Origin of the sequence: Mesorhizobium sp. M0496 (assembly GCF_040321205.1) — a bacterium.
Lineage (GTDB): Bacteria > Pseudomonadota > Alphaproteobacteria > Rhizobiales > Rhizobiaceae > Mesorhizobium.
This window is the reverse complement of sequence record NZ_JAMYRC010000001.1, coordinates 447,586-465,910: the sequence shown is the minus strand read 5'-3', so window position 1 is coordinate 465,910 and position 18,325 is coordinate 447,586. Positions and strand designations below refer to the sequence as shown.

General features: G+C 61.2%; 17 protein-coding genes. 9 read left to right on the top strand and 8 right to left on the bottom strand.

What is annotated here, in order from left to right:
* Positions 1–354: 354 nt before the first annotated feature.
* The 7 genes from lptF (at position 355) to NKI73_RS02220 (ending at position 8,348) form a co-directional block, all read left to right on the top strand.
* The gene (lptF, locus tag NKI73_RS02250; RefSeq protein ID WP_352627038.1) at positions 355–1,557 is read left to right on the top strand and encodes an LPS export ABC transporter permease LptF; all 1,203 of its coding nucleotides are present in this window, start codon (positions 355–357) and stop codon (positions 1,555–1,557) included.
* The gene (gene lptG, locus NKI73_RS02245; protein ID WP_352627312.1) at positions 1,554–2,639 is read left to right on the top strand and encodes an LPS export ABC transporter permease LptG; all 1,086 of its coding nucleotides are present in this window, start codon (positions 1,554–1,556) and stop codon (positions 2,637–2,639) included. Before lptF ends, lptG begins: the two co-directional genes overlap by 4 nt.
* A complete protein-coding gene (locus NKI73_RS02240; protein ID WP_352627036.1) occupies positions 2,639–5,083 on the top strand; it encodes an LPS-assembly protein LptD in 2,445 nt (814 codons plus the stop codon). The genes lptG and NKI73_RS02240 overlap by 1 nt, the downstream gene beginning before the upstream one ends.
* Before the next feature lie 99 nt (positions 5,084–5,182).
* A complete protein-coding gene (locus NKI73_RS02235) occupies positions 5,183–6,109 on the top strand; it encodes a SurA N-terminal domain-containing protein (protein WP_352627034.1) in 927 nt (308 codons plus the stop codon).
* 13 nt (positions 6,110–6,122) lie between these two features.
* Positions 6,123–7,139: a 4-hydroxythreonine-4-phosphate dehydrogenase PdxA gene (pdxA, locus tag NKI73_RS02230; protein WP_352627032.1), complete on the top strand. Its 1,017-nt coding sequence runs from the start codon at positions 6,123–6,125 to the stop codon at positions 7,137–7,139.
* Positions 7,140–7,149: 10 nt separating this feature from the next.
* Positions 7,150–7,989: a 16S rRNA (adenine(1518)-N(6)/adenine(1519)-N(6))-dimethyltransferase RsmA gene (gene rsmA, locus NKI73_RS02225; protein WP_352627031.1), complete on the top strand. Its 840-nt coding sequence runs from the start codon at positions 7,150–7,152 to the stop codon at positions 7,987–7,989.
* 8 nt (positions 7,990–7,997) lie between these two features.
* Positions 7,998–8,348, top strand: a complete 351-nt coding sequence (locus tag NKI73_RS02220) for an ASCH domain-containing protein (RefSeq protein WP_352627029.1) — start codon at positions 7,998–8,000, stop codon at positions 8,346–8,348.
* 5 nt (positions 8,349–8,353) lie between these two features.
* On the opposite strand, the gene gmk is transcribed toward NKI73_RS02220, so the two are convergent.
* The 5 genes from gmk to NKI73_RS02195 form a co-directional block, all read right to left on the bottom strand.
* Complete coding sequence (gmk, locus tag NKI73_RS02215; protein WP_352627028.1) at positions 8,354–9,010, bottom strand: guanylate kinase; 657 nt, start codon at positions 9,008–9,010, stop codon at positions 8,354–8,356.
* Positions 9,011–9,013: 3 nt separating this feature from the next.
* Positions 9,014–9,904: a YicC/YloC family endoribonuclease gene (locus tag NKI73_RS02210; protein WP_352627027.1), complete on the bottom strand. Its 891-nt coding sequence runs from the start codon at positions 9,902–9,904 to the stop codon at positions 9,014–9,016.
* Between the two features lie 158 nt (positions 9,905–10,062).
* On the bottom strand, positions 10,063–11,322 hold the full coding sequence (gene mltG, locus NKI73_RS02205; RefSeq protein ID WP_352627026.1) for an endolytic transglycosylase MltG: 1,260 nt from the start codon (positions 11,320–11,322) through the stop codon (positions 10,063–10,065).
* A 102-nt stretch (positions 11,323–11,424) separates the two neighbouring features.
* Positions 11,425–12,687: a beta-ketoacyl-ACP synthase II gene (gene fabF, locus NKI73_RS02200; RefSeq protein ID WP_352627025.1), complete on the bottom strand. Its 1,263-nt coding sequence runs from the start codon at positions 12,685–12,687 to the stop codon at positions 11,425–11,427.
* A 35-nt stretch (positions 12,688–12,722) separates the two neighbouring features.
* Entirely contained in the window at positions 12,723–12,959 is a 237-nt protein-coding gene (locus NKI73_RS02195; RefSeq protein ID WP_006203723.1) for an acyl carrier protein, read from the bottom strand.
* 498 nt (positions 12,960–13,457) lie between these two features.
* On the opposite strand from NKI73_RS02195, the gene NKI73_RS02190 reads away from it, so the two are divergent.
* Together NKI73_RS02190 and NKI73_RS02185 are read left to right on the top strand one after the other, a co-directional pair.
* Positions 13,458–13,988, top strand: a complete 531-nt coding sequence (locus tag NKI73_RS02190; RefSeq protein WP_352627023.1) for a putative pterin-binding protein — start codon at positions 13,458–13,460, stop codon at positions 13,986–13,988.
* 132 nt (positions 13,989–14,120) lie between these two features.
* Positions 14,121–16,001 (top strand): putative bifunctional diguanylate cyclase/phosphodiesterase, encoded by a 1,881-nt coding sequence (locus tag NKI73_RS02185; protein WP_352627311.1) that lies wholly within the window; start codon positions 14,121–14,123, stop codon positions 15,999–16,001.
* 79 nt (positions 16,002–16,080) lie between these two features.
* Here NKI73_RS02185 and fabG read toward each other — a convergent pair whose 3' ends face one another.
* The 3 genes from fabG to fabD form a co-directional block, all read right to left on the bottom strand.
* Positions 16,081–16,818 carry a 3-oxoacyl-[acyl-carrier-protein] reductase gene (gene fabG, locus NKI73_RS02180; RefSeq protein WP_352627021.1) on the bottom strand — a complete coding sequence of 246 codons (738 nt, stop codon included), beginning with the start codon at positions 16,816–16,818 and terminating at the stop codon, positions 16,081–16,083.
* A gap of 30 nt (positions 16,819–16,848) precedes the next feature.
* Positions 16,849–17,073: a type II toxin-antitoxin system RelB family antitoxin gene (gene relB, locus NKI73_RS02175; RefSeq protein WP_352627019.1), complete on the bottom strand. Its 225-nt coding sequence runs from the start codon at positions 17,071–17,073 to the stop codon at positions 16,849–16,851.
* Between the two features lie 65 nt (positions 17,074–17,138).
* Positions 17,139–18,092 carry an ACP S-malonyltransferase gene (fabD, locus tag NKI73_RS02170; protein WP_352627018.1) on the bottom strand — a complete coding sequence of 318 codons (954 nt, stop codon included), beginning with the start codon at positions 18,090–18,092 and terminating at the stop codon, positions 17,139–17,141.
* Between the last annotated feature and the right edge of the window lie 233 nt (positions 18,093–18,325).

Sequence of the window (18,325 nt, the reverse complement as noted above, 5' to 3'; positions counted from 1 at the left end):
CATGTCCTGCTTTCAGGGAATGCGCAGCTTTTGGGGAAAGCGGTTCGAAGCGATGCGCGACATTTGGTCGTTTTCGGGCATTTGGCAAGACTTTGCCGAATTCACATCCCATATGACCTACGGAATCGATAATGATTCTTCGCGGCACGGCCCCGCTTTTTGCCGCAACCTGTTGTTAACCATCGATGTTCTCCCTTTCTTATCCATTCCCGCCGACACTCCGGCCCGCCGGGGCGGGTGACCTGGGACGGGAACCGGATCGAGCCTCTGTTGGAGCCAGTTGTGCAGGCGCTGCCGGACAGCTACCCTTGTGCGGTGGCATGATGCCGTTCGAGAAAATCGAGAAAAGCCTTCATGAAGGTCGTTGAACGCTACATCATGCGCCGCGCTTTCGTGGTCTTCATGGCCGCGCTTGTCTGGACGCTGGCCATCGTGTGGACGACGCAGGTGCTGGCAAAGATCGACCTGGTTACCGACAGCGGCCAATCGGCGCTGACCTTCTTCGAGGTCGCCGCCCTCATTCTTCCGTCCATCATCCCGATCGTGGTGCCTTTCGCCCTGGTGGTGGCGGTCGCACAGACACTCAGTGTCATGAATTCGGATTCCGAGCTCGCCGTCGTCAACGCTGCAGGCGCCTCGCGCTGGACGATCGTGCGGCCAATCATGCTTTTAGCGCTCGCGGCGGCCGTCTTTTCCTTTGCCGTCGACAACGGCATCGACCCCTATGCACGACAGAAAAACCGGGCCCTGGTGGCGTCGTCGCGCGCGGATCTGTTGTCGCTGATCATCCAGGAGGGCACCTTCCGCAAGGTCGAGGACGGGCTGTTCCTGCAGGTCGGCGAGCGGCTTCCCGACAATCGGCTGGGCGGCATCTTCGTCGCCGATTCACGCGAGGAAGGCGTCAACCTCGTCTACTATGCCAAGACCGGCAGCATCGTCGAACGCGGCGGCGAAAAGGTGCTGATGATGAATGACGGCGTTATCCATCGCAAAACGCTGACCGGCGATCTCTCCGTCATCCGGTTCACCTCCTACGCCTTCGACATGTCGGCCTTCATGGCGGCGGCTTCGGCGGTGACACTCCTGCCGAAGGACCAGACGACCCAGTACCTGCTCAACCCGAGCGCCAACGACAAGAGTTATCAACAGACCCCCTACCAATACCAGGCCGAGGTCAACCAGCGGTTTTCGGAATGGACGTATTCCGTGGTCTTCGCGCTCATCGCGCTCGCGGTCGCCGGAGACGCGCGCTCGCACCGCGAGGCGCGCGTCAATCCGCTGATCACGGCGATTTCGATATCGCTGTTCGTGCGCTGGCTGGGCTTCTTTGCCGCCAGCAAGGCCGATGAGATCCCGCAATATGCCTACATGGTCTATGGCGTGCCGATTGTGGCTTCCGCGGTGGCGATCTGGTTTATCGTCTCCAACCGGACCATGGAACTGCCGGTGGCCTGGGCCGACTGGATGACAAACTTCGCCACCCGCATCGGTGACAGCTGGAACGCTCTCAAGCTGCGTCTGTCCAGGCGCGGCACTTCAAGGCAAGGGGTCAGCTGATGGGCTGGACGCTGGGCCGCTATTTCTTCTTCCGCTATGTGACGATCACCCTCTGGTTCTTCATCGGCCTCCTGGCGCTGGTGTTCCTGATCGATTTCACCGAACTCTCCGGTCGCACCACCGGCCTGCCCGGCTTCACCTATGGAACGGCAGTGGCCATTTCGGGGCTCCGCATGCCGATGATCATGCTGCAGACGGTGCCGTTTGTCGGTCTCTTCTCGGCGATGGCGACGCTGGTGTCGCTCAACCGGCGCTACGAATTGGTCATTGCGCGTTCCGCCGGCGTTTCCGCCTGGCAATTCCTCTTGCCGTGCTGCATCGGAGCCTTGCTGTTCGGCGTCCTGTCGGTTGGCGTCATCAATCCGCTCGCCGCTCATGCATTCTCCTGGTCCGAGCAGATCGAAACTCAGCTGCGTTCCGGCAAATCGAACACGGTTTCGGCCGATGCCGCGCCCTGGATCCGGCAGAAAACCAGTTCGGGCGACACCATCATCGGTGCGCGGGCCATCCTGAACCAGGGCCTGGAGATGGCCGATGTCGTCTTTTTCATTCTCGACCCGCAAGGCAACATCGTCGAACGCAAGGACGCCGCGCGCGCCTTCCTGCGCGACGGCTATTGGGAATTGCAGGACGTCAAGACGTTCCAGAACGGCACGATCCAGGTGTCGCCAAGCGATCGCGTGCCGACCAATCTGAAGCCCGAATTCGTGCAGGAGCGGCTGGCGCGCCCCGAAACCATCCCGTTCTATGACCTGCCCGGAAAAATCGAGGTTGCCCGCTCCTTCGGCCTCAAGGCAAATGCTTTTGCCATGCAGTTTGATTCGCTGGTGGCGTTGCCGTTCCTTCTCGTCGCCATGACGCTGATTGCGGCAACAGTTTCAATGCGATTTGCGAGGATGGGGCAGTCGGCGACGATGATTCTGGGTGGCATCATCGCTGGCTTTCTGCTTTATGTCGTTTCGGTGCTGGTGAAGGCATTCGGCGTGGCGGGGTTCGTGCCGACTGTCGTAGCAGCCTGGGTGCCGGTCGTAGTGGCTATGTTCTTCGGGGTGACTTTCCTGCTATACAAGGAAGACGGCTAGTGAGGGAGGCGTTTTTGCCCAGCAACAGGCAGGCCCGTTTGGCGCGCCTCTATGCGGCGACCGCCTTGGCGTGCGTGCTTGCCTGCGCCGTCCCAATGCCGGCGTTCGCGCAGGATGTCGGCGACATGGCGACGTCGGTTCCGTCCGGCTCGCAGATGCTGCTGGCGGCCGATACGCTGGTCTACAACAACGACAATCAGACGGTGACCGCCGTCGGTGGCGTGCAGATCGACTATGGTGGCAATCGCCTTGTCGCCCAGCGAGTCGAATACAATCGCAACACCAAGCGGATGGTCGCGAGCGGCAATGTCGAAGTCATCAACAGCGACGGCACCAAGATCAATTCGGAACATATCGACATCACCGATGATTTCGCCGACGGTTTCGTCAACGCGTTGCGCGTCGAAACCATCGACAAGGCCTATTTCGCCGCCGAAAGCGCCGAGCGCATGGGCGGCGTGCTGACCACGTTCCACAATGGCGTCTACACCGCCTGCGAACCGTGCGAGGACAAGCCCGACAAAGCGCCGACCTGGCGCGTCAAGGCCAAGAAGATCATCTGGAACGGCGAGAAGAAGACGGTTCGCTTCGAGAATGCGAATTTCGAGTTCTTTGGGTTCCCACTCGCCTATCTGCCTGCATTCGAGATTGCCGACCCGACGGTGAAGCGCAAGAGCGGCTTCCTGATTCCCGGTATCATCTTCAACGACGATCTCGGCGTCGGCGTGAAAATTCCCTATTATTTCGCACTGTCGCCGACCTATGACCTGACCGTCACCGGCACCGGCTACACCAAGCAGGGCTTCCTCGGTGAGGCCGAGTGGCGCCAGCGCTTCAACAATGGCCAGTACAGTTTGAAGATCGCCGGGATCCATCAGCAGGATCCCGATGCTTTTCTCGACACGACAGCTTTTCTCAGCACCGCCGGCCACAATGTCAACTCGGGTTCGGCGGGCGATCCCAACAAATTCCGCGGCATGATGGGAACCCAGGGCCAGTTCGCCATCAATTCGCGCTGGAATTTCGGCTGGGATGTGCTGCTGCAGACCGACAAGAACTTTTCGAACACCTACAACATCGACAAGTACAATGCTTCCGTCCACCAGTCCTCGGTCTATCTGACGGGCCTCAACGGCCGCAACTATTTCGACGTGCGTGCCATGCACTTCGATGTGCAGGAAGATACGCCGGACGACAACATATCCGCGCGAAGCGGGCAACAGCCCTGGGTGCTGCCGTCGCTCGACTACGCCTATATTCCCGACGTATCGGTGGCCGGCGGCCAGCTGTCGCTCAACGCCAACGCGCGGGTCATCCGTCGTGATGATCTCGATCAAGCCTTTTCGACCCCTTTTAACCCGCTTACGCCAACCGAGCGTGTCCGTGGCATCGAAGGCGAATCCGGCCGTGTCACCGTCGAGGCCGAGTGGAAACGCAGCTTCGTTACCGATGGCGGGCTGGTGTTGACGCCGTTGCTCGCACTGCAGGGTGACGTGGACTACCTCAACGCGTCGTCGGCTTCGCTTGCTGCCATCAAAGAGATGGCGACGAACCCTGAAATAAATACCAACGACGATATGCGCTCGTCATTTGCCCGTTACATGGCAACCGCAGGCCTTGAGATGCGTTGGCCAGTGCTGTTTTCAATGGCGAGTGGATCCAGCCACGTGATCGAGCCGATGGCGCAGGTCTTCATGCGCCCTAACGAGCAGTATGTCGGCGGTCTGGCTGTTCCCAACGAAGACGCCCAAAGCATAGTGTTCGACGCGACCACCTTGTTCGAGCGCGACAAGTTCTCCGGCTACGACCGTGTCGAAGGCGGTTCGCGCGCCAATGTCGGCTTCCGCTATTCCGGCTCGTACAACAATGGCTGGGGCACCAATGCCATTTTCGGCCAATCCTATCAGATCGGCGGCGAGAACTCCTTCGCCGCTCCGGATCTTGTCAATGTCGGCGCCTATTCAGGTCTCGACACGACCAAGTCCGACTATGTCGGCCTGTTTGGCATCAACAGCCCCAACGGCTTCGCGGCCTCGGTCAGCGGCCGTTTCGACGAACAGAGCTTTGAGATCCGCCGCGCCGAGCTGAAGGCCGCCTATTCCGGCCTGCCAGTGTCGCTGAGCGCCAAATACGCCTTCATCCAAGCCCAACCACTCTACGGTTTCACCACCGACCGCCACGAGGTCACACTCGGTGCATCGACGCATCTGGCCGAAAACTGGCGCGTCTTCGGCACCGGAACCTACGACTTGCAGCAAAGCCTGCTGGTCAAGGACGGTGTCGGCTTTGCCTACAACGACTCCTGTTTCACCTATCTGATGACCTACTCCCAGTCCCGCGACCTGAACACTAGGGAGGTGTCGCAGACCATCGGCTTCAACCTGTCGTTCCGCACCCTCGGCGATTTCGGCTCGTCGAGCAGTGCCATCGACACGATCCAGTAATCATCGGCGACATCGTTTCGCCGCATAGGGCTGGCACGGATTTCGCGCACCTGGAAACGATAAAATGGGCGGAACCGGGATAGAATTGGGATACCAACGATGAGGAAATACCTCTTTTCAGCAGGTTTCGCGTTGCTTGTAGCAGCGACGTCCGTGTCCATCACCGCGATGACGCCGCCGGCTTTCGCCAGCGAGATCAAATACGTCGTCAACGACATTCCGGTCACCACCGGCGACATCGCTCATCGCGCCGCCTTCCTGAAGCTGCAGCGCAAGAAGGGCGACGCCGGCCAGGAAATGATCGACCAGACGCTGCGCATGGCCGAGGCCAAACGGCTTGGCATCCGCATCAGCGACGCACAGGTCGAGGCGGCATATCAACGCTTTGCTTCGAGCAACAAGATGCAGCTCAGCCAGCTCGACGGCGTCATGGAGAAGTCAGGCGTCACCAAGAGTCACTTCAAGGAATTCATCCGCGCCCAGATGGCCTGGAACCAGGCCTTGAGCGCGCGTTACCGTTCCGGCGATGGCACCGGTGCCGTCAGCGAACAAGACCTTGTCAGGAAGATGCTCGAAAAAGGCGGCGCCAAGCCGAGCGCTACCGAGTACATGCTGCAGCAGGTCATCTTTGTGGTTCCGGCGGCCGAACGCAGCGCAACGCTGGCCAAGCGCAAGCGCGAGGCCGACGCCATGCGTGCCCGCTTCAGCGGCTGCAACACGACGCGCGAATTCGCCAAGGGCCTGATCGATGTCACCGTTCGCGATCTCGGCCGGGTGCTGGCGCCGCAACTGCCGCCGGACTGGGCCGAGCAGATCAAGGCTACCAAGGTCGGTGGTGCCACCGTCACGCGCGCGACCGAACGCGGCGTCGAATTCATCGGCATCTGCTCGTCGCGCGAAGTGTCCGACGACAAGGTCGCCCAGATGGTGTTCCAGAACGAGGGCTCCGGCGACAAGAACACCGATGAGCTCAGCAAAAAATATGTCGACGAGCTGAAGGCGAAAGCCCGCATCGTCAAGCGCTGACGTGGGCAGCACAATGGTTGCGCTCGCGTTGAGCGCCGGCGATCCGTCCGGCATCGGGCCGGAGATCGCCATCGCCGCTTTCATGGCGCGTGAGGCTGCCGCCCTGCCCCCCTTCTATCTGCTCGCCGATCCGGCGCTGATCGCCGCCCGGGCGCGCCTGCTCGGCATTTCGCTGCCGACCGCCGAAACGACCCCAGCACAAGCGGCGCAAGTCTTTGCCCGCGCGCTGCCGATCGTACCGCTGATTGCCCGCAGCATCGACAGCCCCGGCCGGCCGGAGCCGGCCAATGCGGCCGCCACCATCGAGGCCATCGACCGTGCCGTCGCCGACTGCCTTGCCGGCGAAGCCTTGGCCGTCGTCACCTGCCCCATCGCCAAGAAGCCGCTCTACGATGCCGGCTTCCGCTTTCCCGGCCACACCGAATACCTGGCGCATCTGGCGGCCCGGCACAGCGGCGTCGAGGCGATGCCTGTGATGATGCTGGCAGGCCCCGACCTGCGCACCGTCCCCGTCACCATCCACATTGCTCTGGCCGAAGTACCGAAGGCGCTGACCACCGAATTGATCGTCGCCACTGCGCGCATCACCGCCGCCGACCTCGCCAGCCGCTTTGGCATCGCCAGGCCACGGCTGGCCGTTGCCGGGCTCAATCCGCATGCCGGTGAAGGCGGCGCCATGGGCCTCGAGGACGAGCGTATCGTGCGCCCGGCGGTGGACATCCTGCGTGCCGAAGGCATCGATGCTTTCGGCCCTTTGCCCGCCGACACCTTGTTCCATGTCCGGGCACGGGCCGGCTATGATGTCGCACTTTGCATGTATCACGATCAGGCGCTGATCCCGGCCAAGGCGCTGGCCTTCGATGAGGCGGTCAATGTCACGCTCGGCCTGCCCTTCATCCGCACCTCGCCCGATCACGGCACCGCCTTCGACATCGCCGGCAAGGGCGTGGCGCGGCCCGACAGCCTGATGGCGGCATTGAAGCTTGCCCGGCAATTGGCCGACACGAACACGAGGCCGGTTGCCGCATGAGACCGCAGGGATGAGCATCGACGGGCTGCCGCCGCTGCGCGAGGTGATCGAACGTCATGGGCTACAAGCCAAAAAGGCGCTCGGCCAGAATTTCCTGCTCGACCTTAATCTCACCGGCAAGATCGCCCGCACCGCCGGCGACTTGTCCGACGCAACCGTAATCGAGGTCGGTCCCGGTCCCGGCGGGCTGACCCGCGCCTTGCTCTCCAACGGGGCGCGCCACGTCGTTGCCATCGAGCGTGACGAACGCTGCCTGGCAGCCCTTGCCGAAGTGTCCGATCATTATCCCGGCCGGCTGGAGATTGTCTCCGGCGATGCGCTGAAGACGGATTTCGCGGCACTCGCCAGTCGAGCAGGCGGGAGCGGCGGCCCGGTAAAGATCGTGGCCAACCTGCCCTACAATATCGGCACGGAACTCTTGGTGCGCTGGTTGACGGTCAGCGATTGGCCGCCCTTCTACACCTCGATGACATTGATGTTCCAGCGCGAGGTGGCCGAGCGCATCGTCGCTCCCGCCGGCAGCGACAGCTATGGCCGGCTCGGGGTTCTGGCCGGCTGGCGGATGGAGGCAAGAATCGCCTTCGACGTGCCTCCACAGGCATTCACGCCGCCGCCAAAGGTCACCTCCTCGGTGGTGCATCTGGTGCCGCGCCCTGCCCCCCTGGCCGCCGAGGTGAAAAAACTCGGCCGTGTCACCGAAGCCGCTTTCGGCCAACGCCGCAAGATGCTGCGGCAAAGCGTGAAAAGCCTCGGTGGCGAGGCTCTTCTCGAACGCGCCGGCATCGATCCGACACGTCGCGCCGAAACGCTCAGCGTCGAGGAATTCGTGCGGTTGACCAACGCGGTATGAGGACCGACATGCAGGAACTTGGGGTGGTGCCTCGACTTTTCCCGCTTGTGGTGGCGGGGCAAAAGACGTCCACCATACGCTGGCGCGAGACGACGATCGTGCCCGGTTACATGCGTTATGTCTGCGATGGTGACGCTACGTCGACAGCCATCGTGTGGGTTACGCGCTGTACGGAAATGCCGTTGTCGGAAGCTGCCGCCTTTGTCGGGCGGGAAAGCGAATGGCCAATGGATGTCATGCTGTCTGGAATGCGAGAGCACTATCCTGAGATCGAATGGACCGACATCGTGCAGATCGTCGAACATCTGACGCCGGCCGATAGCATGCGTCTATCCAGCTACCCGGCTGCCACGCCGTAACGGGTTCAGCCCGTCTTCTCGTCCAACAGTCCCGAGACGAAATCGAACAGGCCTGGCCGGCGATCGCGTCTTAGCCGCTCGGCGACGACGATGCCGCGCACTTCGGCGAAGGCGCGGTCGAGGTCGTCATTGATGATGACGAAATCATATTCCTTCCAGTGCTCGATCTCGTTGCGGGCGTTTTTCAGCCGCGTCTCGATCACCGCCTCCTGGTCTTCGGCCCGGCGCTTCAGCCGCGCCTTCAATTCCTTCATCGACGGCGGCAAGATGAAGATCGAGACAATGTCGGCGCGCATCTTCTCCTTGAGTTGCTGGGCACCTTGCCAGTCGATGTCGAACAGCATGTCGCGCCCTTGAGCCAACGCCAGTTCGGCCGGTTCGCGCGGGGTGGCATAGCAATTGCCGTGCACCTCGGCCCATTCGAGCAGCGCGTCGGAATCGCGCAGCCGCTCGAACTCGCGCACCGTCCGGAAATGGTAGTGGACGCCCTCGATCTCGCTGCCGCGGCGCGGCCTGGTGGTGACCGAGACCGACAGTTCGAGGCTGGAATCGCTTTCCAGAAGGTTGCGCGCGATCGTCGACTTGCCGGCGCCGGATGGCGACGACAGAACGAGCATCAGGCCCCGGCGGCGAATGCGGGACCCCAAATCCTTGGCAACCATCGGCTACTCCAGATTCTGAATCTGTTCACGAAACTGGTCGACCACCGCTTTCAGTTCCAGCCCGATCGCGGTGACGGCGGCGGCATTCGACTTCGAACACAGCGTATTCGATTCGCGGTTAAATTCCTGTGCCAGAAAATCGAGCTTGCGGCCGACCGCGCCGCCGGCTTCGAGCAGTGCCCGACCGGATGCGACGTGCGTTTTCAGCCGGTCGATCTCTTCGCGAATATCGGCTTTGGTGGCGAGGAACGCCGCCTCCATGTGCAGCCGGGTGGCGTCCAGGTTGGCGGAAGCGTCCATCAGCAGCCTGACCTGCTCGGCGATGCGTTCGCGGATTGCCACCGTCTCGCGCGACGGATCCGCCTCGGCCCGCAGCGTCAGCGCCTCGATTGTGTCGATATGGCCCGACAGCAGCAAAGCCAGCGCAGCGCCCTCACCCTGTCGTGCCTGTTCGAGCCCAGTCAGGGCGACCTCGAGCGCGACCATGACCACGGCGTCGAGCGCGGCCCTCGCCTCTTCGGTTTCGACAGTTTCGGGAATATCGAGCACGCCGCGCAGCGACAGCAATCCGTCCGATGTTGCGGGAGCAACGCCGAATTGCTCCTGCAGCCGCTTGGCGAGCCCGGCCAGATCCTTCAGGAAGGCTTCGTTGATGACCGGCTGCGCCTGCGCGCCTGCGGCACGGCCGATGGTCAGCGTCGCCTGGAAATTGCCGCGTGCAAAGCGTTTCTGAAGTGTCTGCCTGACGGCAGGTTCCAGCCGCTCGAAGCCTTGCGGCAGTCGCAGCCGCACTTCGATGCTCTTGCCGTTGACGGACTTGACCTCCCAGGCGATCGACGTGCCTTCATGCTCGGCGACGGCACGCGCAAATCCGGTCATGCTCTGCAAATTCATATCGCCCACAAGTCCCTGGCGCATCACCCCGAGACCGGCTTTCCGGAGAGGAGCAAGTGCTGCTTGAAAATGATCGCACCGCAGGCACGTCGAAATCGGATGCGCGGCGCTCTTGCAAATGTCGGGGCGTTGCCTGGTGGGCAACGCCTTTCTTTATTCTACTGGGCAGCGCCCGCGTCACCGCCGCTGTCGTCGCCACCGTCAGCCGGCTCACCATCGGTCGGCCCCCCGTCTGTCGGCTTGCCGGCATTGATGTCGCTGACGCCGGTGGCGGCCTTGGCGGCGTCATCGGCCTGCTTCTTCTGCAACGCACGATAGCGGGCGACATTCTCATTGTGCTCTTCCAGCGTCGCGGCAAAGACGTGCCCGCCGGTGCCATCGGCGACGAAATAGAGGTCATCGGTCTTCGACGGATTGGCCACCGCCTCCAGCGCCGCACGACCCGGATTGGCGATCGGCGTCGGTGGCAAACCGCTGATCACATAGGTGTTGTAGGGCGTCTGCTTCTGGATGTCCGATTGGTAGATCGGCCGGTCCGCCGGCTTGCCCTTGCCGCCGAACAGACCGTAGATGATGGTTGGGTCGGACTGCAGGCGCATGCCCTTGGCAAGCCGGTTCAGGAAGACGGCGGCAACCCGTGATCGCTCGTCACCCTTGCCGGTCTCCTTCTCTACGATCGAGGCCAGCGTAACAAACTCTTCGACATTGGCCAGCGGCAGGTCCGGCGCGCGCCGCTGCCAGACGTCGTCAACCAGCTTCTTCTGATCCGCCAGCAGCTTGTCGACCATCTGCTGGCGCGTCGCGCCGCGCGTGAAGCGCAGTGTGTCAGTGGCGAGACTACCTTCTGGAGGCGTGGTCGCCGGCATATCGCCGCTCAAGGCAGCGTCGTCGGTGATGCGCTGAAGCGCCTGCGCGACCGTCAGCCCTTCTGGAATGGTCAGCGAATACATCACCGACTTGCCGCTCTTCAAAAGCTCCATGATGTCGCGCATGGAGGCTCTGGGCTTGATCTCGTACTCGCCGGCCTTCAGCGCGGAATCATTGCCGAAGGCGCGCACGCCAAGGCGGAAGACCCGGGCGTCGCTGACCAGTCCGCGGCGTTCGAGCTGGTCGGCGATATCCTGAACGCCGGTGTTCGGCTTGACCAGGAAGGTGTCGCCATTGGCCGAGGGGCCGGGTTCGGTGAATTCCTGCTTGCCGAAATAGACCGCAACGCCGGCCGCCAGAACCATCAGCATCACCGAGGAGATGACGAAGTTCATGAACACGACGACCTGGCTGCGTGATGCACGCGAGCGCTTCGGCGGCGGCGTGCCGGCCTCAGGCCGCAACGCCTCGCTGGCCGTTTTCGGCACGATCGGTCCGGATGTCGCCGGCCGCTGCCCGAATTCTCCGTTGCCTGCCGGATTTGTGTTCATTTCGCCCTACCGTTTGATCGCCCAACGAATCCCCAACGGCAGAGTAGGGGCGAATATGGCAAAATTGACGGCACGCCAAAGCGGCGCCCGGCAGCCGGACGATCAGCCATTGTAGCGCTGGAAGACCAGCGACGCGTTGGTACCGCCAAAGCCGAAGGAATTGGAAAGCGCCACGTCAATCTGGCGGGCACGCGGCTTGTTCGGAACCAGGTCGATCGCGGTTTCTCGCTCCGGGTTGTCGAGGTTGATGGTCGGCGGCGCGACATTGTCTCTGATGGCAAGGATCGAAAAGATCGCTTCGGCGGCACCGGCCGCCCCAAGCAGATGGCCGATCGACGACTTGGTCGACGACATCGAAATCTTCGACGCGGCATTGCCGACAAGCCGCTCGACGGCGCCGAGTTCAATCGTGTCGGCCATGGTCGAGGTGCCGTGAGCGTTGATGTAGTCGACATCGGCAGGCGTCAGCTTGGCCCGGTTCAGCGCCGCCGTCATGCAGCGGAAGGCACCGTCGCCATCCTCGGCGGGCGCGGTGATGTGATGCGCGTCGCCGGTGAGACCATAACCGGTTACCTCGGCATAGATCTTGGCGCCGCGCGCCTTGGCATGCTCGAGCTCCTCCAGCACGACAACGCCGGCACCCTCACCCATGACGAAGCCGTCGCGGTCGCGATCATAGGGACGCGACGCCGTTTGAGGCGCATCGTTGCGATCGGTCGACAGCGCCCGGCACGCGGCGAAGCCGGCGATCGACAGCCGCGTCACCGGCGCTTCGGCGCCACCTGCGAGCATCACATCGGCATCGCCCCACATGATCAACCGGGCGGCATCGCCAATGGCGTGCGCGCCAGTCGAACAGGCCGTGACGACGGCATGGTTCGGGCCTTTCAGCCCGTGCCGGATCGAAACCTGCCCGGAGACGAGATTGATGATCTGGCCTGGGATGAAGAAAGGGCTGATGCGGCGCGGGCCGCGTTCCCTGAGGATCATCGCGTTCTCGGCGATGCCCTCGATGCCGCCAATGCCGGAGCCGATCAGGACGCCGGTGGCGCATTGCTCGGCATGTGTCTTCGGCTCCCAGCCGGAATCCTTCAGCGCTTCGTCGGCGGCGGCAATCCCGTACAGGATGAAGTCGCCGATCTTGCGCAATTCCTTCGGCTCGAGCACGGCCTCGGGATTGAAGGTGGCATTGCTGCCGTCGCCACGCGGAATGACGTGGGCGATCTTGCAGGCAAGATCCTCCACCTCGAACTCGGTGACGCGCTTGGCAGCGCTGCGGCCGGTCAGAAGTTCCTTCCAGCTGTGCTCGAAGCCCATGCCGAACGGCGACAGCAACCCAAGGCCCGTGACGACGACACGCCTCATCGCAGGTTCCTCCCCGGTGATGACTGCGGAAAGTGTCAGGCCGAAGCCTTGTCGATGTACTTCACCGCATCGCCGACGGTGAGGATGGTCTCGGCTGCGTCGTCGGGAATCTCGACGCCGAATTCTTCTTCGAACGCCATGACGAGTTCGACCGTGTCGAGGCTGTCGGCGCCCAGATCATCGATGAAGCTCGCCTGCTCCGTCACTTTGTCGGCATCGACGCCAAGGTGCTCGATGACAATCTTCTTGACGCGCTCTGCGGTGTCACTCATTTGGGCATCCTCGTCTTTTGTTTGTCTGTCTTCGTTAGCGGGCAGAATGCCGCTAATCAAGCTGAAAGATGGTCCTGCCGGAAACGCAACGGCTACGACCGGTTTTTGCCCGAACCGCCGGGTTGCGGGCCGCATTACACGAAAATCAGCTGAGGTCCAAGCCGAAATGGGCCTTCTCCGATGACTTTGAGCGGGTTCTGTCGCGACCCCGCTCCATCCCTCCGTCGCATGCGTGCCTGGCGTCCCGCAAAAGAAATTCCGCGAGAATGGTCCAGCAGGATGACCGATGCGGGTCGATTAGAGTCATTGTTCTAGACGCGAACCAGCGACAAGACGGGCATCTTGGGCATGCCGACGACAGCCAGACGAAAATCGAAAATGGAGATAGCCTGCTAACTGAAAAGTTACTCCATCATGGTACCGTTAATGATTCTGTCAAGAAATGGTGCCCCGATGACGGTCGCGCTGGCTTGCGGGAATAAGAAAAGGAGTGGACGTATGTCATCCTTGCTCAACAAAAGACGCCTGACGACCAAGCGCTGCCTAGTCATACTGGCGATTTTCGCATTTGGCATTCTGCCTGCGCGGGCATTGGAATCCATAAAGCTCCCAGAACCGCCGGACACGGTTGCTTTCAATATCCAGAAGAACGGTGAATCGACTCCGATCACCTTGAGGCAACTGGAGAAGCTCGGCCTCTATAGGATCACTACCCCAAGTCCTTTCGAAAGCGGCCAGCTTACATTTGAAGGCGTCCTGTTCAGCGATGTGCTCAAGCTGGTTGGATTGGAGGGCAAGGATTCCGTTGTTCTGCGAGCAGTCGACGACTATGTGCAGATAATTCCGAGAGAGGACTGGACCGACGGTCCTCTCCTGCTTGCCACGCGACAGGACGGAAAGTTGCTGACCCGACGCACCCAGGGTCCTACCCGGCTCGTCTATCCCCTCAATGACTATCCTGGCTTTGATACGCCGATTCGCAAACCACGATGGGTCTGGCTGATCAAGGCGATCGAGTCCGGCAGCTAGTTGAGCTTCCGCGTGACCTTGATGGCAAGGCTTAGAAAGAGGGGCTGGCGAGGAAAGAGGGGCTGGCGAGTTCCGGTTACATACGGGACAGCCATAGCTGCAGCCGTGGCCTGTTCAAGCATCTTGATCACGGTGTTGTTTCTCAGCATCAGCAAGATAGAGTCATCGCTGCCCCGGTTCGGGTTTTTCGCCATTCGCGAATTCCACATCGCCATACGCGACGTGACGCACTTGCGGGATATGATTTCGCTCGCTCAGGCTGCGCCCACGTCCACAACAGGCCTCGATCAGCTACTGGCGGCAAATGATCTGGTTTATGTCCGCTTCGAGCGGGTCGACGGCAGTGGAACGAGTCGTGAAATTCCTGCCTACGCGGGGATCGTGCCGCGCGTCAACGACCTGGTGACGCGGACTGATGCGCTGATTGCCGCCGGGCTACCTCTCGATGCAGACAGATTGAAGGAAATGGGGCTGGAACTCGATCAGATCGTAGCCCGAATGAATGAGGAGTATTATAAATTCGGTGAACAGGTAAACGCCGATCTCTACGCCTCAGAAATCAGCCTGAATAGATTTAATTATCAGATTTCCTTCGCGTTGGCGATTTTGTCACTACTTGCAATCGGGACTGCCGTATTGCTTATCGGCCGCCGTGAGACCATAAAGAAACTGGAATTTCTGGCTTGGCGTGACGCGACCACTGGTTTGAAGAACCGTGCCTGGATGTCAGCCAATAGAGACGATTTGCTGGATCGCGCAAAGCTAGCTGGCAAGCAACTCCATCTTTACCTGATCGACCTCGATCATTTCAAGAATGTGAATGATACGTTCGGCCATCACGTTGGCGATCTTCTGCTGAAAGCCGTCGCCGAAATCCTGCAGTTGATCGAACGCCCCGATGACGTATTTGCGGTTCGATTGGGTGGAGACGAGTTCGCCGTCATCGAGGTTGGAATGACGCATTCGGCCGAAAAAGGTCTCGGCAATCGTCTTCGGGAGCAATTGAATGGGTTTGCCGAGCTGGAAGGCCATCAAGTTCGAGTTGGCGCAAGCATCGGCATGGCCAGTTTTCCGCAGCACGGTGCGGACATTTCAACATTGATGCGCAACGCGGATAGCGCTCTCTATGCCGCAAAAGCCCAGGGGCGGGCCGGCCTGGTGACGTTTTCGCCTGCAATCCTCAGTCAAATCGATGTGCAGCTTGGCGAAGAGGCCGCAATCAAGCGAGCGCTTAATTGCGACGAATTCTTCCTGGTCTGGCAACCACAATTTGAGTTGGCAACCGGCCGCATGACCGGGGCCGAGGCCTTGGTCCGTTGGCGTGACCCGATCTCAGGGGCGATTCGGCCGCCGATATCGTTTATTCCAACAGCCGAGCGAAGTGACCTGATATTGGAACTCGACAAATTGGTCTTGAGCAAGGCTTGCCGGCAGGCAGCACAGTGGCTGCCCATTTGCTCGGAGGACTTTGTCTGCTCGGTAAATGTTTCAGGAAAGAGTCTTCAGAACGACGTGTACTTCACCCATCTGGTTGAAGTGTTGCGACAAACGGGACTGCCGACGTCACGTCTGCAACTGGAAATCACTGAAGGGGTGTTTGTCCAGAACAGCCGAAGCGCTTTGGATATCCTGACCGAAATTCGAAACATCGGAGTCAGTTTGGCACTCGACGATTTTGGCTCTGGCTATGCAAGTTTCGGCTATCTCGCCGATTTCAACCTGGATCAATTGAAGATCGACCGGTCCTTCTTGAGCGATTTGGCATCGTCCCCGAAAAAGCAGAATGTCGTGCGAGGGATCATAGCGCTGGCCAATTCGCTCAGCCTGACGGTTGTGGCGGAGGGGGTGGAAAACGAAGCGCAGCTAGATTTTCTGATCGCTGAACAATGTCACCGCGCTCAAGGGTTCTTTATGTCGAAGCCCATCGAAGAAACCTTGCTGACAAACCATATGATTGCCCGGCGAGGCAGGACGAGAAGCGCAGGAAAATTCAAGCTGAGCCTCTCTGCCTAGTCATCGTTCGACTGGCCTCATTCCGAACAACTGGCCTCATCCCGAACAAAGCGGATGCGCGGGGAAGTGCCACGTCCGGTCAAATCATCGCCATGCCGCCATTTACATGGATGGTCTGGCCGGTGATGTAGGCGGCTTCGTTGGAGGCGAGATAGGCGACGGCGGACGCGACTTCAACGCTGGTGCCCATGCGGCGCGTCGGGATCGCCGCCATGATCGCCTCTTTCTGCTTGTCGTTGAGCTTGCCGGTCATCGCCGATTCGATGAAGCCTGGGGCGACGCAGTTGACGGTGATGTTGCGGGTGGCGATCTCCTGCGCCAGCGACTTGGAAAAGCCGATCATGCCGGCCTTGGAGGCGCAGTAGTTGGTCTGGCCGGGATTGCCGGTGACGCCGACGACCGAGGTGATGTTGATGATGCGGCCGTAGCGGCGGCGCATCATCGGATGGGTGAGTTCGCGGGTCAGCCGGAACACGGCGGTCAGATTGACTTCGAGCACGGTGTCCCAGTCGGCATCCGACATGCGCACGAACAGCCCGTCCTTGGTGATGCCGGCATTGTTGACCAGGATGTCGACGCCTTCGAGATCGGCCTCCGCCTTCTGGCCGAGCGCCTTGACCTCATCGCGGTTCGACAGATTGGCCGGAAAGAGCTTGACCCGGTCGCCAAGCTCGGCGGCCAGCGCTTCCAGTTTCTCGACGCGGGTGCCGTGCAGGCCGACGATCGCGCCTTGCGCATGCAGCACCCTGGCGATCGCCTCGCCGATGCCCCCGGATGCACCGGTGACGAGCGCCTTGCGGCCAGTCAATTCGAACATGTCTTTTCCTTCTCTGAAACCGGATAACGATTATCTGTAGACATCACTGCCCCAGAAGTCGTCGGCTTTCATAATACCTTCCTCACCGATCCTGATCCGCACCAGCACCTCGGCGGCAAGACAGTAGTCTTCCAGGTCCTCAAGGCCGCGCTCAATGAACTCGCGCATGTAATAAGCCCTGGCGCGACCGGTCTTGGACGCGAGAGCATCCAGGCGCAGCCTGATCTCTGGAGAAAGACGGATCGATGTGGACATGCCGCACCTTGGTTGCGATGCGCGTATTCATGTGGCCGCGCGTCTGTGAATTCAAGTCAGGCCGTTCAACCAAGCGCCGCTAGCGCTGCCTCGACTTCGACCGACGTGCCGACAGCTGATGTGGCGATGTCGCGGTTGATGCGGCGCGCCAATCCCGAAAGCACCTTGCCGGCGCCAATCTCGTAAAGTGTGGTGACGCCGTTTGCGCCGAACCATTCCACCGTCTCGCGCCAGCGCACGCGGGAGACCACCTGCTCGACCAGACGCCGCGCGATCTCGTCGGGGTCATTGGTCGGGGTGACGGTAACGTTGGAGACGATGGGCACCACCGGCGCGGCCTTCGTCACGCTGGCCAGCGCCTCGCGCATGATCTCGGCCGCAGGCGTCATCAGGGCGGAGTGGAAGGGCGCAGACACCTGCAGCATCAGCGCGCGCTTGGCACCCTTTTCCGTGCACAGTTTTGCCGCCAGTTCGACCGCGGCCTTGACGCCGGAAATGACGAGTTGGCCACCGCCATTGTCGTTCGCCACCTGGCAAACAGAACCCTTCCCGGCCGCTTGGGCGGCCTCGGCGCAGGCAGCTTCGACATCGGCCTGTTCCAGTCCGATGATCGCCGCCATCGCGCCCTCGCCGGCCGGCACCGCCGCCTGCATGGCGTTGCCACGTATGCGCAGCAGCCGGGCGGCATCGGCAACCGAAACGAAGCCCGCGGCCGCGAGCGCCGAATATTCGCCCAGCGAATGGCCGGCGACATAGGCGACCTTGCCTTTCAGCGAGAAACCACGCGATTCCAGCGCCTGGATCGCGGCCAGCGACACCGCCATCAGCGCCGGTTGCGCGTTGGCGGTCAGCGTCAACGTCTCTTCCGGACCTTCCCAGATCAGCTTTGACAGGTTTTCGTCGAGCGCATCATCGACTTCCTGGAAGATCCGGCGCGCCTCCGGAAAGGCGTCGGCGAGATCCTTGCCCATGCCGACGGCCTGGCTGCCTTGTCCAGGAAAGGTGAATGCAACGGCCATGCGAGGACTCCCAAGAGGTTGGTTTTGCTTGCCTGGCAGACAAGTTTTTCTTGCGTGTGACGCAAGGCAGGCCGCCAAGTCAAGCCCGGTTCGACCCTGCCCGGCGGCAACTTTGTGCACCGAGTGCCTGTTCCGAAAGGCTTTTTGGCGATCACTCCTGATGAAAACCGCTCACGATTCGTTTGCTGGCTCTTCTTATTTTGGCCACAGGCGCTAGCTTTGCGTGACAATTC

Excerpts from the sequence above, each read along its gene's own strand:
- lptF (WP_352627038.1), top strand. The coding sequence starts at position 355 with ATGAAGGTCGTTGAACGCTACATCATGCGCCGCGCTTTCGTGGTCTTC.
- NKI73_RS02235 (WP_352627034.1), top strand. The coding sequence starts at position 5,183 with ATGAGGAAATACCTCTTTTCAGCAGGTTTCGCGTTGCTTGTAGCAGCG.
- pdxA (WP_352627032.1), top strand. The coding sequence starts at position 6,123 with ATGGTTGCGCTCGCGTTGAGCGCCGGCGATCCGTCCGGCATCGGGCCG.
- rsmA (WP_352627031.1), top strand. The coding sequence starts at position 7,150 with ATGAGCATCGACGGGCTGCCGCCGCTGCGCGAGGTGATCGAACGTCAT.
- NKI73_RS02220 (WP_352627029.1), top strand. The coding sequence starts at position 7,998 with ATGCAGGAACTTGGGGTGGTGCCTCGACTTTTCCCGCTTGTGGTGGCG.
- gmk (WP_352627028.1), bottom strand. The coding sequence starts at position 9,010 with ATGGTTGCCAAGGATTTGGGGTCCCGCATTCGCCGCCGGGGCCTGATG.
- NKI73_RS02210 (WP_352627027.1), bottom strand. The coding sequence starts at position 9,904 with ATGAATTTGCAGAGCATGACCGGATTTGCGCGTGCCGTCGCCGAGCAT.
- mltG (WP_352627026.1), bottom strand. The coding sequence starts at position 11,322 with ATGAACACAAATCCGGCAGGCAACGGAGAATTCGGGCAGCGGCCGGCG.
- fabF (WP_352627025.1), bottom strand. The coding sequence starts at position 12,687 with ATGAGGCGTGTCGTCGTCACGGGCCTTGGGTTGCTGTCGCCGTTCGGC.
- NKI73_RS02195 (WP_006203723.1), bottom strand. The coding sequence starts at position 12,959 with ATGAGTGACACCGCAGAGCGCGTCAAGAAGATTGTCATCGAGCACCTT.
- NKI73_RS02190 (WP_352627023.1), top strand. The coding sequence starts at position 13,458 with ATGTCATCCTTGCTCAACAAAAGACGCCTGACGACCAAGCGCTGCCTA.
- fabG (WP_352627021.1), bottom strand. The coding sequence starts at position 16,818 with ATGTTCGAATTGACTGGCCGCAAGGCGCTCGTCACCGGTGCATCCGGG.
- relB (WP_352627019.1), bottom strand. The coding sequence starts at position 17,073 with ATGTCCACATCGATCCGTCTTTCTCCAGAGATCAGGCTGCGCCTGGAT.
- fabD (WP_352627018.1), bottom strand. The coding sequence starts at position 18,092 with ATGGCCGTTGCATTCACCTTTCCTGGACAAGGCAGCCAGGCCGTCGGC.